Raw genomic sequence first — 16,632 nt, forward strand, 5'->3', positions numbered from 1 at the left:
AAATTTAAAATTTTGAAACTCACGTAGCTATCATATAGCTTCACTGAAATTAGAAGTTATATTTTTTTGCTCAATTATTTTCCGTTTTTCTCCTATAATAGAAGTTTTGTTAGCAAACATAAAATATCTCTATAAGCAGATTAAAACCAGCTAAAGCTAGAAGTTTAACCACAAAAGAGACAAAAGAAAACAAAAGTACAGCCACAGGCTGTTTTGATTCCATTTAACATCAATAACAATCAAAGAAAATAATTCAATTTTCTTCTAATCTCATTTCACAAAACCACACAGACGTTAAAAAATAACTTTAGTTATTTTGCTTTGTGTTCTTTTGACTCTTTTGTGGTAAGATTTTGCTAACAGTTTTACAGAGTAGCAATCATTTCCATCTAACCACACTATATCTTATTTTTGCCAACGCTGGCCTCCTATTTTGTCCTCCAGTCCGCTCTCTTCGAGCCAATTTCAATTAATCATTCTACCGGTATGCCATTTAAAAATTCTTCTATAAGAATCTGAATCTACAAAGTTTCTTACAGCAGATAGACACATAGATTTAAACAGTGGAAGACAATAAGTTTTATCACTATTTTATCAATTACACCCCAAAGTATTCAAGTAAAGTGACAATGATTTTAATTAAAAAACAATTGTAATTACTGCGTCTTGCCCTCCAGGTGGCTGGTTAAGGACCATAAAAAATGCCGCATAATCGTTCATTATACGGCAAAATCAATATTTTTACTATATACTAAAGCTTAAAAATCCAGTCGAATTTGTCTTCTGCTTCACCTAATTTAATTGCGTCCATTGCTTTCAATACTTTATTAGAAAATTTCCTTTCTTCAATAGCCGGTAAAGTATAATCAACTCCATCGTGACCGATCAAAGCAATATGTGCAATTGTGGCGGCTGTCCCGGCACCAAATGCTTCTTGTAAAGTTCCTTTTTTGGCAGCTTCAATTACTTCATTAACACTAATTCTTCTTTCCTCTACCTTCATCCCCCAGTCTCTGGCTAAGGTCAAAACTGAATCGCGAGTAATTCCTCTTAAAATAGTAGAGCTTGCTTCAGGGGTAATTAAAGTATCATTGATGACGAACATAATGTTCATTGTCCCCGACTCCTCTATATATTTGTGTTCAGTAGCATCAGTCCACACCAATTGGTGATAACCTTGCTTTTGTGCCAATTTAGCTGGATATAAGGACCCTGCATAGTTTCCCGCAGCTTTCGCATAACCAGTACCGCCTTTAGCCGCTCTGGTAAATTCTGTTTCAATTTTCACCTTCACTGGCTCACTATAATAAGCACCAACCGGGCAGGTGATAATCATAAATCTATATTTTTCCGATGGCTTGATTCCGATATAATCATCCATTGCAAAAGCAAAAGGGCGAACATAAAGTGCTGTATTTTCTTTGTTCGGAATCCAGGCGCTATCCAAATTCAATAGTTCAGTCATGGCTTGGATGAAGAGCTCTTCAGGCACCTCCGGGATGCACATTCTTTCAGCCGATTTGTTTAACCTTTTGGCATTGGCCTCAGGTCTGAAAACCACAGCCTCACCTTTACTATTCTTGTAAGCTTTTAATCCTTCAAAAACAGACTGTCCATAGTGAATAACACTAGATGCAGGAGCCATAGAAAGATCTGCATAAGGCACGATTCTTAAATCGCTCCACTGACCATCTTCATAGTCCGCAATGAACATATGGTCAGAATAAACTTTCCCAAAAGGGATATTGTTAAAATCCACCTCATTGATGCGGGAATTCTGAACTTTTTGTATAGAAATATCTAAAGTATCTAACATGATGGTCGGTTTAGTTTAAAATTGCACAAAAGTACAAAATAAAGGGCTCTTTTGCAATTACTTTTTTGGTACCCAGGGCACTTCATTGGCATTCAATTCTTGGGTTAACTTGCGTGAAAGCACAAATAAGTAATCCGACAATCTGTTCAAATAGGTGATTATCAAATCATTGACTTCCTCATGTTCTTTCAAGGCCACCACTCCCCGTTCAGCTCTTCTGCAGACTGTTCGTGCAACATGTGTAAAGGAAACCAGTTGATGCCCTCCTGGCAAAATGAAATTTTTCATAGCTGGTAAGCCATCGTTCATTTCATCTATCACTTTCTCCAATCGCTCCACATCCGATTCTGCAATATCCGGAATAGGAAATTTACTCTCCCCCGGCTCTTTTGCTAATTGCGAACCAATAGTAAACAAGCGATCTTGAATTTCTATGAATAATAAATTTCGCGATACATTTTCTTTATGGTCGCGCAAAACGCCCATCCAAGAATTTAATTCGTCCACATTGCCATAAGCATCAATACGTAAATGTGCTTTGGAAACCCGTGAACCACCCAATAAAGAAGTTTTACCTTTATCTCCGCCTTTGGTATATATTTTCATGTGTATATTGTTTATAATTTACGACCACATGACAACTTTTGATAAAAATTCAACTTCAGCTAGTGTGGTATTCGAAGTAGGATTTTTATTGTTAATTTTATTTTATGTAGTCATTTGTCAATTTGCAAATATAGAAGAAATGCTGGGAAGAAATTAGAGGTTGAGCGTGAGAAGTTGGAGTAGGACCAAAAGATTTCGCATCATCGTTTCTGCTAATAAATTCTGTAATTTATCTTAAAAATGTACTGTAGGGCGACATTTTGCATTCAATACCTTCAAACTCCTTACTTTTCAAGTATAGTCTTATAGGAATTAAGGAATGCATTGCCAATACTTTTGCCACCAAAATTACGCAGAAAGAACCCCAAAAAGCCTGGGGCTGTAATATTACTAATTGTAATATCAAGCTCCACAGTGTCGGCCTTAGCTTCAAAATTTTCCACAAAATGAGAAGTTGTGGTGAGCTTGCTGGTAATATATTCTTCATCGAATTCTATTACTATTCGATTTTCTGATTTTAAAACCGAAAAATTGGTTCTTTTCATAAGCCCTTCGCTCGTTTTTATGCTTACATAGTCATCACCATGTTCAATCAATTCAATGGTTGTCATGCCAGGATATACACTAATGAGATTTTTATAGTGCTCTCCCAAATTTCCGATTGATCTGTTAACATTTTCAATATCACAGGCAATCTTAGTTGATTGCTGAAACCAAATATTATCTCGTGTTTTGTCCATAATAACTCCTATTAATATTAAAACAATGGGTGCTGAAATTAAAAATATTTTCGTTTTCATTGCTCATTCCTTTTAAATGCTTTAAAAAATCGGTTTTCCTGTGACTAGAGAAAAATCTCCATTAGACATCGGATGTGACCACTATCTGTCATCATTTATACTCGACATCAATTTCATCAAAGTAAAACTTAGAAGAATTTGCTGAAGTTTTAAGAGTATAGCGCAGCCCCTTATCAACACTAAAAAACGACAAAAGCTAGTCTTGTAGTTGTCTTGAAGTATCTACATTACTAATATACTGTAATAAAAAAGATTTTTTTATATAAGAAGGTGAAAATTCATGGGTAGACGTTTACAAGCCTTAGAGGAAGATAATAAGAAGATCACACCAGAGGACAAAGCTGTTGAGTAAGTCTAGTTCTGGCCTTTATGCATTTGCTTTTCGTGCTCTCCAAACCAGCTTGGAGCAGGAATTTCATTATCGTGGATATATGTGACTATTGCTTCAATCTGAGGTTGATCCAAGGCGGTCTTTGGCATTAAACCAAATCTTTTAATAGGTCCTTTCATCATCGCTGCATCTTTAGAAGGATTAAAAGCGAAAGAAGTCATTTTCTGTATAAATTCTGCTCTATTAGATGTAGCGCTTTTATATCGTTTTTTTATACCTGCAAGTGGCGGTGCAAGTAATTCGTCATGTGAACTGCTCTTTGGATCATGGCAGACGTAGCAATTTATTGCAAGTAAATTTGATGCTGAGTCAGACGTTATGGAAGAGGAATGGAGAGGCTCTTGATTCAATCCAGCAATACTCTCCTGCTTAGTATTTTGACAAGCAAAAGTAGCCAGCAATGTAAAAAAGAGAACTATCATTCCTGTTAGGCCAATTTTATTTTTTAAACTCATTTTCATATAGATTTTATATTTTTCTTAAACTCAATTGATGATTGCATCATATTCTTCTTGCGTTAAATATTGCGGCTGGTATGTCACTCCTTGATTTGCCAAGTTCTTAACGAACGACCTAAGATGATTTTCAGATCCCTGCATTAAGTTATTATAAACTGCTTCGATATCTTGATTGTCAACAAAAGCCTCTAATGCATTTTTAAGGTCTAGAATATCAATTTCCTCTATTGCAGCGCCTACCTTTAAAGCTTCGATGATACTTTGCTGACCAGTTTGCGTTAAGTCATCATATAATTGCTGGATATCATAATTAAAAAAAACACCTGATTCCTTCCTTGCTGCTGGGTCTTCTAAGTCATATCTGTTGAGCAGCATTAATACAGCATCCATATGGGATTGTTCGCTGGATGAAATATTATCAAATAGTGGTCTTGACCATTTTAGGTAAAGATAGTCGTACACATCCCTGGCTAATTTTTCTTCTTCTCGCATAAATAAAAGCGAAGATTGCTCACTCTCGCTCAGCGGTTCCAGCGGAAAGCCATCAATCATTTGGCTAAACTCGTCATTAACTTGCGGAACAATTTCATCATTTGCAGTATTACACGAAATAATACCTAAGGGTAGAAGAAAAAGGATATAGAAAGATAGCAATCTCATGATTTTTAGCTTTAGTACGTATGTAAGTTAAGACTAATAATATTGAGAAAGGGTAACTCTTGTTACACCTAGGCGAGTTTAAAATCTTTATCAAATACTGCTTAAACAACACTTGACCAAGCAAAACACAGCTAAATCCCTACATTGAATGTGAATTAGCTCCAATCAGAAGAGGATCAGTTAAAACAAGAAGAACACGATTATATCCCTCCCGGAAGAAAATATCAGCCAGACGCCTAAACTAGGAGACCTTCGGCTGGAAAATACATTCTTTACATGCATAAAGTCGGGGGCAATGCCAATTCCTTTCTTAATTCTGCATCAAAATTTTCTTGGGTTAATCCCACATTACCCAAAAGATCCCAAACATCATCGGCTCCACCTAGCAATTCCAGCAGTCCTACTTTTCCATATAAACGATAAGTTCTTTCACATATCAGAGCGCCTATCATATAGGGAATGGAGGTTTCACCCGCAAAGAATCGTTCGAAAGGCTCTAAATGTTGTAAAAAGTCAATCTCAGGATGCTTCTGGACATGACTTCTTAAGTTCGCTTTATGCCACGAATAGCTAAATACTCTACTTCCCCCTACATAGGTCGCCATTCCTTCATCGATTAGTGGAGTACCCGAAAGAACTAGTGCACTACTGTAAAGATGCATTATCTCGTGGGTGTAGTATTCCGAACTATTCCCTGAAAAAACGATGTTAAAGGTAGCAGCTAAACCACCTCCCCCTTCCCTATACATAATCGGGTTGTAATCAAAGCCTTTGATTTGAAACAGTTCCTCAAGGCCGGTGCATGAATAATAAGTGATTGGCATAGGATCGGTATCAAAGAATTCACAAATTTTGCTAATGTCCTCAAGCTGCTTTTCAGCCTCCTCCTCATTGAAATCTCTATCTGGCGAGATAACATATTCTATACTCCCTCTCTGAATTTTTTCCCAGTTCCTGGTAAAGTAAGGAAGTGGATGACTAAACAGTATGCCAGTGTCCGTTTTGTTGGCTACAATATTGAAAATGCTCTTGAGGGTATTTGCATTTGTGGTATCATTATGACCGATGAAAGCCAATTTAAGCAACTTCTTCTTTTCCTGCTCAGTACTGCCAATTTCCATTAAACTCGGCTGATAATAATATAAAGCGCTGTCTTTATGTTCAATTTCGTAAATATCTTGAAAGGGAAACCAAAATGTATCAAAGTCTTCTGCTAACCAATATTCATTCTCCTTGAAGGAATCATTCTTTGTTTCAAGAAACTTCTTCAGGCTGCTAATAATATCTTGATTTAAGGGGATTTCTTGATCAATAGAGGAAGAGATGCTTAATTGAGTGGCCTGTGGATTATCAGTTTTTTCCTCTTGAGTACATGAAAAAATAATTAATAGTAGAAAGATGATTAAGAATTTCTTCATTTTATCCGTTTCTGTTCCTGTCAAATCCAATAATAACCACAAAATACTAAAAAAAGCAAGCGAACAATTTAATTACAGCTAATTGACTTACAGATTAAGCAATCCTAACTTCATTTAAAACACCATTCTTAAACCAACAGCTTGCATATTAGCTACAAATTTCAAGCTATACTTTGGCCTGCTATAGCTGATGCTTTCCAAGGAATTATTATAGATATCAACAGCTTTCTTCATATTTTTTGAGTAGCTAATGGAAAGCGGAATTGCCAATACCATCGCACCTGCTCCAATTGCAGCCAGGTTCCAATTAGGATCGCCACCTGCGATCTGAGACCCAACAGTCCAGCCCATCAGAAAACCACCAGCACAGTTTAGCACTGTAGCCATAACCCTATTCATTTTAGCTTCTTCAAGGAGTACATAAGCGTCAGAAAGCGTGTCCAATTTACTTTCCAATTGTTTTGCACTAAGAGGACGGTCCTCTTGATAAAACTTATAGCTCCCCACTGCTTTTTTATATTCTATTTTTTGAGCATGAATTGAACCTATCAATACAGCTCCTAATATGCAGATTAAAACTAGACTTTTCATCCTTTCAATCATTACTAATCAAAACACATAGATAATAAAATTTAAGCCAAGAGCTCGTATAACTTTATAAAAATTGATGCCAATCGCTTCATGACTTGTTTGATGCACTGTCTGAAAATAAGTAACTGAAAAAAGTTTCAATTTCACAATATCCTTTTTTTCAAAGGAATCCTGTCTTCCCTGCCCGGATATCTTGGCTAATCGAAGTATTGAATTAATTAAAAAAAGATTGAAAAATCATTAAACGAGCATAAAGTAAGGATAAAATAAATTAATTATTAGTTTTATTCATGGCTAACACGCCCACTTTCGCCTAAAGTGAAAAAGTGCGCTGGACGGTAAAATGGCGGGCAGGCGATGGCCCTAGTGGGAAGTAGCATCATTATACTTAGATTTTTTGCATACTTTTTCATCAATGGAAAAAGTATGAAAGGAAAAGCTATCATATATATTGCTTTCAGAATGCTTAATGCCACTTTTGAAAATTTAAGGTAGAAAACAAATCACTGAAACATGTTTCAATTTTACAATATCCTTTTTTCAATAAGATCATGCAAAGCTTAAGCTTGTTAAGCTAAGACTTTCTTACTGCCAATAAAGGAAAAAAGAAAAAGACACCTACCATTGAAAAAATCAAGCCCCCGATAGTGCCTACCGCTAAAGAAAACCAAAAGACCTCATTTTGTCCGCTCATGACAAATGGAATTAAACCAAAGCAAGTAGAGAATATAGTCAGCAATATCGGAGCCGCCTTGGTACTTACTGACTTGAGAAATCCTCTGCTATTTTGCACTTTTCTATTAGTGAAATCATAGAGAATATAAATCCCTGCATTTACGGTCAATCCTCCTAACATCACAAATGCGGCATAACCGCCTTGGTCAAAGTAAAATTCAAACCAACCAAAGGTGAGGAACAAACCAATAAAGGAAAGCGGGATCAACAGCAAAATATAAAAAGGCAGTTTAAAGCTTTCAAATAAAATACTACAAATAAAGAAGATAGCCACTATCAGCAATAACAATAATGAGTACTGCTTTTTGGCAGCATCCGAGCCCCAGCTGTAGGACTGCTTTTCAGCACTATAGCCTAAAGGCTTGATTTGATCATAGGTTGTCAATACCTCCTCTAAGTATTTGCTTCCAAAACGAGAAGATCCGTAATACTCAAAGCTCAACACCCGGATATAGCTACGGTTTTCTTTATAAATCGCATTGACGGTACTTTCCAGCTGCAGCTTACTCAAATCTCCTGTAGGAATTCTTTTGCCTGCATAATCCAAACTGTATTGCTCCAAGGCAAACTTATTGAAATCATCTGATTTTGCAGATGCCAATACCACTGGAAATTGCTCCCCACCGATAGGTAAATAAGCTGTGGCACCATTGGCCGGGGCATGCATTCGAATGGCATTGGTGAAATCCGAAAGGCTGATATGGTGAAAAGCCAACTCTTTCAAATCTGGGCGGATGATGTATTCCTTACTTTTCTGGTCACGCCAGCTCATCCTTTCATTGGTATTCACTTCTTGAATTCGAGGATGTTCCAACAGCATCTCAGCTAATTTATCGGCCTGATTTTCCAGTTCAAAATAATTATAGCCTTTTAAAGCCACCCTAAAGGATGGAATTCGATCACCCGAACCAGTAGAGAAGCCCTGCCCTACTCCATAGACGCTCCAATTAACTCCGCTCCAGTTCGTACTTCTGGAAGATAGTCTAGCCTTCAGCTGATATGCAAATGCGGATTTCTCATATTCTTCTTTAAAGATGATTTCGATGCTTCCGTATTGTCCCGAATAAATTTGAGTGGTGAAAATATCAATACCCTCTTGTTTGAGCAGAAAATCCTCAAAATCCTTCATAATGGTATTCATCTGCTCAAGCGTATTCCCATATGGCAATCTACCGGTAATATAAAGACGTGTTTTTTCATTTTGCCTATAGCTGGATCGCTCATAGACATTCCGCACAAAAAGTCGCAAACTACCGCCTAGCCATTTGTCAGAAATCGGTCTGATATCATCCTGATAAATATCAGAACCGATGACTTTATTGTACCATTCATGATCTTCCCATTTGGCGGGGAGCATAAAAACAGGTAAGCCAAATCCCAGCAAAAGCAGAATAAAGAAAGCTTTGCGATATTTTACCGACCAGTGAATGGCATTGGAATATCGATTAAACCAACGCACTTTTCTGCGCAGCTGTTTCATACTATTGCCATGTCGATTCTTATTTTGAGCAGTAAATAGCAAGGTATAAAGCGATGGCGTGAAAAACAAAGCGACCAATAAAGACACACCCAACAAAAGTGCTACCACTTTGGAAAAATCAACCAGATTCATTTTCTGTTCTTCTGGCAATAGGAAAACTAACAACAAAGCGGCTATGGTAGTCAATGAAGCGGCCAAAAGCGCCAAAAACAAATGACGATTTTTGTATTTGTGGATGTGATCGATCATTACAATGGCATTATCGACTATCAAGCCAAAGGAAATGGTCAGACCTGCCAGCGAATACAGATGGATTTCGATATCCAATGCCCAAACGCCTATGATGGCAAGGGAAACATTTACTAAAATACCTGCAAAAAGCACCAATAAATATCTCCAATTTCTATTGATTAGGAAAATGAACAGAATCAAAATACCAATAGATAAAATGGATCTTTCGTAGAGTTTGTCCAGTTCTTTTTCCAGATATTCGGTATCGTCATAAACCAAACGGAGTGCCACACCTTCTGCCAAATTATCTTCAATTTGATTTAATCTGGATTTGACTTCTCTAGCCAAATTGATTCGGTTTACACCCTTTCGAGCCTCCACCACTAAGGTCACAAAGTTTTCCCCATTGATTCTGTAATAGCTATTGGCTTCCTGCTCCTCTAGATTAATATCCGCTAATTCTTTTAAGCTATAGCTATTGCCTGATTCAGTTTGCGTGATTTTCAACTCTCCTATTTGCTGAATATCCTCAAACCTTTGGTCCAGCACTAAAACATATTTTTCATTGCCGGCACCTTGTGCCAAACCGGGATAACGCAACTGACCGCTTTGCTGTAGAGCCGTTCTTAAATCAGTGGGATTCAAACCATAGGCTTCCAGTTTATCAGGATGAAAATTAATGCTGATTTGCAGATTATTGGCCCATAAACCTGAAGTGCTTCTATGCCTGCAATGTTTTGGAGTGGCTTCACTATGGACTCCTGTGCAATTTCCTTTATTCTATAAGAAGCAAAAGGCCCACGGACTGTATATCTCAGAATGGTTTTGCTTTCCGTCTCCTGATCTCCCCCACTACTTTGCAGAATGGGATAGCTCACTTTTTCATCCAATTGCGGATAGACTTGTCGGATGAGCGTGGCCACTTCAAAGCGTTTATAGGCTAAATCTGCATTTTTAGAGAAGCGAAGTGTGATATTTCCGCTTCCATAACGAGACTGGGAATTGAGTTCATCCAAATCCCTCAATTGGGAAAGAATGTTTTCCAGCGGTGCTGTAGCCAGTTTCTCCACCTGCGTAGGATCTGCATTACGCACATTAAATTGCAGACTGATCTCAGGCGTCTGATAAGTAGGGTTCAGGTTGACCGACAGTTTGGGAATAAGTGCTAAACCCATTAAACTGACGACTAAAAATGTAATAATTATACGAAATGGGGTCATTAGAGGTAAAGATAGGAATTATTGGGGGATGAGAAAGGGGTAACTATAGATTTAGGTACACATTAATACCAATTTAATGCGATACAATAGTTTGGTACTAAAAAAAGTATACTGATAACCACATAAGATAAGTTAGCCTTCTAAATATATGGCATTATTGCAAAGACTGGTAATCTGAAAAAAGTCAATTGATCTAAATTATAAATTCAAGTAAATCGCTATTCTTCAATTTCTAAGATCTAATCCATAGCTTGTGAGGTATTTAGCCTCAGAATCAGGATTGAATGGAATAGTGGATATTACATGGTCCTGATAATCTAAAAGATTGAAAAAATCTACTTTATCATAATAGATCGTATCAGATTTAAACTTCTTGTAGGCTAAATAAGGATCTGGTTTTCGTTCACCAAAATAAGAACCCGTATTGGTAAAGTACGTAAAAACCAATTCTTTGCTATGCTCATCCACATAAAAATCCATCACCTGATCCTTGATAACTTGTTTCCCTGCTACTAGAACCTTTTCTTTATTAGGAATGACTTCAAAGTCCAACTTCACCTTTTGTTTAAGGAATCCCTGGAAGCCAAATTGATACAGCTGGCTGCTTTCTTTCTTAAGAATATAAAATGCGTTTTTGGTCAATTGATGCCTAATCCCATGATTAGCTAATATAAACCCTGGTATTGCTTGATCATTATCCTTAGTGAAATCACCAAAAGTAGATTTCAATTGCCCACTAAGGTCGAAAATACCCACCAACTCGACTCCTTTGTATCGCTTACTTTTTGTCAATCCCAAATAAAAAATTTGCTGTCCTTCATTCCATTGAAAAAGACTTTCACCCATATCCCCCTCTATTTCGTAACGACCTATTTCTAAGGGAATCTCTTTTATGAACTTCCCTTCTTTATCAAAAACAAGTAAAAGTTTTGACTGGGAAGAAAGCAAAAAAACACGATCACTTCCCACTGAAAACTCATTGATTTTAATGGGCCTTTCAGAAAATTGATATTTAGTACGAGAAGAGTCTTGAAGGTGATATGCATCTACATGATTCAAATCATTTGCTTTCAAGTAAAGAACATCACCAATTAAAATCTCTTTGATGAAGAAATTGCTTTGCATGAAGATCTCGTCTTTTATCTTCTTAGCATCTTCAAAGCTTACTAAATCTACTCTCTCAATTTTTATACTTTCAACAGATGATTTGGACTCAGTAATCTTGCAGGATGAAAAGGTCACTAAAGCAAAGATTAATACATAACGGAATATGATCATATTTTTTTTTATTAGAAGCACCTTACTGAAGACTTCTGGTGCAGTAGAAAAAAGTAGCTACCCCATGAAACTGAAATCTAAAAATGTGATAATTATACGAAACGGGGTCATTAAGGGTAAAGATAGGAATTAATGGCAATGAGAAAGGGGTAAACTAGAGTTTAAGTTTATCAAAAATATTTAAAATCACTAATCAAAATTGCCCAAAGAAAACTGAGCACTCAACAAAAACTGTCTTGGTCTCATTTGAAATTGGTTAAGCACATAAATATTAGCATCTGCAAATACTGAAATATAGTTTTGATTATTCAATAGATTCCTACATTCGAAGGTTAAGTCAAGGCCTATCTTATTAAAGATGTAATTGTATGATAAATTTAAAAATTGATTAAATCCTGTATTCTCTCCTGAAATAAAATTATTATTGACCTGATATTGGCCTCTGAAATATTGACTTTCACTTGCAAACACGTCTAATAAAAGCTCATGCTTTTCTCTTCTTAAAAAATTGGCACTTACTTCATTAAGTTCATTGGAAAAAAAATCTTGTTGAAAAGCATAATCATATTCTATAAAGGAAGTCAGAGAACCTTTTGCTCCTACGCTATAATTAAAATTGCTATTTCCTACATCTGTCTTGCTACCGTTTAAAATTCTTGGACTCCGCATTTGCATGGCAGTCGAATTAACAAAAAAAGTAGTCTTAATGGAATTGAAATACTTGCTTATGTCCAATGATACCATTTGTCTGGTTGAATTAATCTCATCTTCCAATGAATTAACAATGGACGCTCCTTGCTGAGAATAACTATAGCTTTCTTGAATGTTGGAATTCATCCGGCCATATCTGTAGCGAAAAGACCAAAAGAAGGCTTTAATAGGATTTCGATATTGAATATTTCCTCCAATAGTTTGTGATTGAATTTCTTCCAGAGGCGTTTCAAACCTCAATAAATTACGATAAGATCTTAAAATATATCCACTGTGAATCCTGTTTGCATTGCCAAATTCATTTTTGATTGCTGCATTGAAATTTGCTTTCCAAAAGTTGTTGAATTTGTAGTGCGCATTGAATTCAGGCTCGAGATTTAAACGAGTAAAATTGTTTTCTTGAGTAGCTAAACCATTGCCTTTAATCCAGAAGTTCCTGTAAAACAAAGGGAGGTTAAAAGTCAGAATCCACTTTTTATATGCATATTCTGTCTTAATATTTAAATAAGGAGAAAGATTAATTAAGCTCAAATCATTTGATCTTAAGGAATCTGAAGACTCTTCACTTTCATTCTCCGCATTAATTTCTGAATTTAAGTCCTCTGATGATAGGTTAAATCCCATCTCAGGATTCACTAATAATCGTCCGAACTTTTTTGACATGCTCATTTTATTTTTTGTATCCAAAATATCTTTATTCAGATGCTGGATAGCTATTGGAGTATTCCCAATTACATTCGAGAAAACCGCAGGATTGACACTGAGTAATTCACTATTTTTGATATAATTAGAACTGGATTTAAAAGTAATCAAAGAATTAAAAACCTTTTTAATTGCTAAAATATCATTCCGAATCCATAAATGAGACTGATCTAAATCCTGATTAAAATCTGACTGATTGGTAAGATTAAGTGAACCAAATTTATTATCTACAGTAGAATTAATGGAAATGCTCTGTTTGTAATAGCTACTACTTATATTTTTCTCTAAAAATAGTGCCCCCTTTATAACATTTGAATTAAACTCATTTCTCTTATTCTCTGATAACTGAATGCTATCATTGGGTGTAAATATTTGGGTTTCTGTACTGCCATTTAGTACTTTCACTGCATCCAAGTAATTAATATTGCCTTTTATCTCCCATTTTTCATTGACTTTTCTCAAATAATTAATACTTCCCAAGTGCGATTGATTATCTAACCAAAATTTTTCATTAAATGGAGGTTGGTTAATAGATTGAACTTCCAGGAGATAATCTTTTCGTCCAAAATTTAAACTAGAAGATCGAAAGGATTGCAGTTCTCTTTCTAGATTATTACCAGTATTGTTTGATTGAAAAGAAGCTATCACTTGTTGTTTCCTATTAAATAACATCGGACTGACGTTGGCTCCCCATAAAGCCGGACTTAAACCTCCGCCCAATTTCCCACTCCCGGTTAGTGTGACATTTTTATTGAGCTTAATATTTAATGAAGTTTTATTAGAAAAAACCAAACTATCATAAATTCTAATCGGTTGATGGTTTTCCAATATTTGAACATCGCTTACTGCATCTGCCGGTAAATTATTATTGGCTAAATTATATCTACCTTCTAATAGGTCAAGTCCATCAATATAATATTTTTCGATAGGCTCTCCCATATAGCTTACACGACCATCACCATCCACTGATATGCCCGGTAATTTTCGCAATACATCGGCTATCACTCTATCCTGCTGGCTTTTAAATGCATTGACAGAATAATTGATGGTATCTCCAAAATCAATAATGGGAGGTGCTTTTAATTTCACCTCATCTAACTCCACCACATCCTCTATCATTTCAAAGTTAATCTCCCTTGAAGCGTCCACAAAGATTGACTTTTTGGACTTTTTATACCCGATATAAGAAACTTCTAATGTTACACTATCTGCCAAGTCAATGGGAATTTGATAATTGCCATCCTTATCGGTTATACCAAAATCTATAATTTTGGCGCTGTTCATATTTTTCAATAAAACAGATGCCCCTATGAGCAATTCTCCTCTTTCATTTTCAACTTTACCAAAAATTTTGAATTGTGCATAAGCATTGGTTAAACCAATACTGAAAAAAACTATTATGGTAAAAAATATTCTCATTCCAGCTCAATAGGATTATTGGCTGAAGACTTCTTTGGTTTTCCACTCATTTGAGAAAAGAGTCTTTTGGCCATGGCTTCGGAATTGGCTTCATAATTTTTCGTCATTTGCTTGTATTCTTGCTGGGTAAGTAATTGATAATCCTCATTTAGCAGATTTCTCTTAATTTCATAATTTCCTTTTTCCAAACCGACCAGATCAAACTTATAATGCTCTTGGGTATCATAAACAGATATAATAAGTCCCGGCAAACCATAGAATTTATAAGGGCCGTCACTAATAGCTATTTCCAGATCAAACCATGCTATATAATCTCTACCTGCATAAGATGCGGTAGCTTTTTGACATTGATAGCCATTGATCTTTTTAGTTTGATTGCCAATAGTCCAATCCATCAAATTTAGTGGCTGATAATATTTATATAGTCTAGCCATCATTTCTGTTAAAAGTTCCATCTTAGACTCTTGATAGATTTTATTCACTTTTAAATGAGTTTTTACTCGTGGTGCTGCCAAAGCATTTTGAACTACCTCTTCAGTGGTCATATTTCCTTTCTGAATTTCCAGAAAGGAAGTATCATTAAGCGCATTATTATAACTTAAGAATTGAGACATTTCATTATTGAAATATAATAAAAATGTCTCCGACTCTATATTTTTGTCATTTGTGGAATCTGGTTGATAGATGAGCTCATAAGTGGCTTTAAAGCTAGTTTGAGCCAGAGGTGTCATATTTTGAGCTAGGAACGATACAGTAATGAAGAGAAAGCAAACTTTCATACTTTAAAGTCTTAATTTGGTTGAATATTCCAATATAATAAATACTTACTAAAATAGGACTAATCATTATTCTATTCCAGCTCAATAGGATTATTGGCTGAAGACTTCTTTGGTTTTCCACTCATTTGAGAAAAGAGTCTTTTGGCCATGGCTTCGGAATTGGCTTCATAATTTTTCGTCATTTGCTTGTATTCTTGCTGGGTAAGTAATTGATAATCCTCATTTAACAGATTTCTCTTAATTTCATAATTTCCTTTTTCCAAACCGACCAGATCAAACTTATAATGCTCTTTGGTATCGTAGACAGATATAATGAGTCCCGGCAAACCATAGAATTTATAAGGGCCGTCACTAATAGCTATTTCCGGATCAAACCATGCTATATAATCCCTACCTGCATAAGATGCGGTAGCTTTTTGACATTGATAGCCATTTATCTTTTTTGTTTGATTACCAATCGTCCATTTCATTAGATTAAGTGGCTGATAGTATCTGTAGAGATTTGTCATCATCTCCTGAAGAATTTCCATTTTGGACTCCCCATAGACCTTATTAACCTTCAATTTAGTCTTTGTCCTGGGTGCTTCAAGTGTTCTCTGAACTAATTCTTCATTACTCATCTTACCTTCATGAATCTCTAAAAATAATGAATCTCTTACAGCATTATTATGGCTTAAGAATTGAGACATTTCATTGTTGGCATATAACAAAAACATCTCTGATTCCTTGTTTTTACTATTAGTAGAATCTGGTTGATGGATAAGCTCATAAGTAGCTTTAAAGCTAGATTGTGCGATAACTTCAGAGGAAAAACCTGAAAGGAAAATCAATTTAAGTATTAAGTAGGTATGTTTCATTTTAAATAAGGTGAAATTGTTAAAGTAATAAAACAAGCTAGTGAAACTCACTAGCCTGTTAAGGTTTATATTAATTCAGCTTTTTTTCTCGACCACCTTCACAAAAATAATTATGTGCCCATTCAATGTTTCTCACAAGGTTTGCTTGATTCTCTCCACAGACAGGTCCTTCAACACCACAAGATAAAGTAACATAAGCACAGGTTGTTCTCATTTCCTCAGCAGGTTTAATATCAGAATTTGCCATGGAAGAAATAGAGGTTAATATAAGACCTCCTACCAAACTGAAAAATAACTTTTTCATAATATATAAATTTTAAGGTTAAAAATAAATTAAACACCAACCCTAAATACTAAATCATGAAAAAAACCTTTCTTGAACAACCAAAGGCCTAATAAGGTGGGACAAGTCAAATTTCTTCACTCTGCAGGTTTTGCTCGAAACAGCTTTTGCTAGCGGGTGCTGTTTAGAATCAGTTA

Annotated in this window: 14 protein-coding genes; all 14 read right to left on the reverse strand. The window is 35.7% G+C overall.

What is annotated here, in order from left to right; all coding sequences use genetic code 11:
- Positions 1 to 751: 751 nt before the first annotated feature.
- The 14 genes from Q3Y49_RS16970 to Q3Y49_RS17030 all read right to left on the reverse strand — a co-directional run bounded on the left by Q3Y49_RS16970 (position 752) and on the right by Q3Y49_RS17030 (position 16,456).
- Positions 752 to 1,816: a branched-chain amino acid aminotransferase gene (locus Q3Y49_RS16970; RefSeq protein WP_303269827.1), complete on the reverse strand. Its 1,065-nt coding sequence runs from the start codon at positions 1,814 to 1,816 to the stop codon at positions 752 to 754.
- A gap of 57 nt (positions 1,817 to 1,873) precedes the next feature.
- Positions 1,874 to 2,422, reverse strand: coding sequence for a cob(I)yrinic acid a,c-diamide adenosyltransferase (locus Q3Y49_RS16975; RefSeq protein ID WP_303269828.1), 549 nt, complete (start codon positions 2,420 to 2,422; stop codon positions 1,874 to 1,876).
- Between the two features lie 284 nt (positions 2,423 to 2,706).
- Positions 2,707 to 3,222 (reverse strand): hypothetical protein, encoded by a 516-nt coding sequence (locus Q3Y49_RS16980; protein WP_303269829.1) that lies wholly within the window; start codon positions 3,220 to 3,222, stop codon positions 2,707 to 2,709.
- 354 nt (positions 3,223 to 3,576) lie between these two features.
- Positions 3,577 to 4,068: a c-type cytochrome gene (locus Q3Y49_RS16985; protein WP_303269830.1), complete on the reverse strand. Its 492-nt coding sequence runs from the start codon at positions 4,066 to 4,068 to the stop codon at positions 3,577 to 3,579.
- A gap of 30 nt (positions 4,069 to 4,098) precedes the next feature.
- Positions 4,099 to 4,731 carry a DUF2202 domain-containing protein gene (locus tag Q3Y49_RS16990; protein ID WP_303269831.1) on the reverse strand — a complete coding sequence of 211 codons (633 nt, stop codon included), beginning with the start codon at positions 4,729 to 4,731 and terminating at the stop codon, positions 4,099 to 4,101.
- A 272-nt stretch (positions 4,732 to 5,003) separates the two neighbouring features.
- Positions 5,004 to 6,149: a hypothetical protein gene (locus Q3Y49_RS16995; RefSeq protein ID WP_303269832.1), complete on the reverse strand. Its 1,146-nt coding sequence runs from the start codon at positions 6,147 to 6,149 to the stop codon at positions 5,004 to 5,006.
- Between the two features lie 114 nt (positions 6,150 to 6,263).
- Positions 6,264 to 6,740, reverse strand: coding sequence for a hypothetical protein (locus Q3Y49_RS17000; protein WP_303269833.1), 477 nt, complete (start codon positions 6,738 to 6,740; stop codon positions 6,264 to 6,266).
- Positions 6,741 to 7,314: 574 nt separating this feature from the next.
- Entirely contained in the window at positions 7,315 to 9,831 is a 2,517-nt protein-coding gene (locus Q3Y49_RS17005) for an efflux RND transporter permease subunit (RefSeq protein WP_367892457.1), read from the reverse strand.
- Complete coding sequence (locus tag Q3Y49_RS18785) at positions 9,828 to 10,361, reverse strand: efflux RND transporter permease subunit (RefSeq protein ID WP_367892458.1); 534 nt, start codon at positions 10,359 to 10,361, stop codon at positions 9,828 to 9,830. Before Q3Y49_RS18785 ends, Q3Y49_RS17005 begins: the two co-directional genes overlap by 4 nt.
- A gap of 270 nt (positions 10,362 to 10,631) precedes the next feature.
- Positions 10,632 to 11,684 (reverse strand): hypothetical protein, encoded by a 1,053-nt coding sequence (locus Q3Y49_RS17010; protein WP_303269834.1) that lies wholly within the window; start codon positions 11,682 to 11,684, stop codon positions 10,632 to 10,634.
- Between the two features lie 189 nt (positions 11,685 to 11,873).
- The gene (locus tag Q3Y49_RS17015) at positions 11,874 to 14,516 is read right to left on the reverse strand and encodes a Plug domain-containing protein (protein WP_303269835.1); all 2,643 of its coding nucleotides are present in this window, start codon (positions 14,514 to 14,516) and stop codon (positions 11,874 to 11,876) included.
- A complete protein-coding gene (locus Q3Y49_RS17020; RefSeq protein ID WP_303269836.1) occupies positions 14,513 to 15,295 on the reverse strand; it encodes a GLPGLI family protein in 783 nt (260 codons plus the stop codon). The genes Q3Y49_RS17015 and Q3Y49_RS17020 overlap by 4 nt, the downstream gene beginning before the upstream one ends.
- 71 nt (positions 15,296 to 15,366) lie before the next feature.
- Entirely contained in the window at positions 15,367 to 16,152 is a 786-nt protein-coding gene (locus tag Q3Y49_RS17025) for a GLPGLI family protein (protein WP_303269837.1), read from the reverse strand.
- A 70-nt stretch (positions 16,153 to 16,222) separates the two neighbouring features.
- Positions 16,223 to 16,456 carry a hypothetical protein gene (locus Q3Y49_RS17030; RefSeq protein WP_303269838.1) on the reverse strand — a complete coding sequence of 78 codons (234 nt, stop codon included), beginning with the start codon at positions 16,454 to 16,456 and terminating at the stop codon, positions 16,223 to 16,225.
- Positions 16,457 to 16,632: the final 176 nt, after the last annotated feature.

This window comes from Marivirga harenae (assembly GCF_030534335.1).
Taxonomy (GTDB): Bacteria; Bacteroidota; Bacteroidia; order Cytophagales; family Cyclobacteriaceae; genus Marivirga; species Marivirga harenae.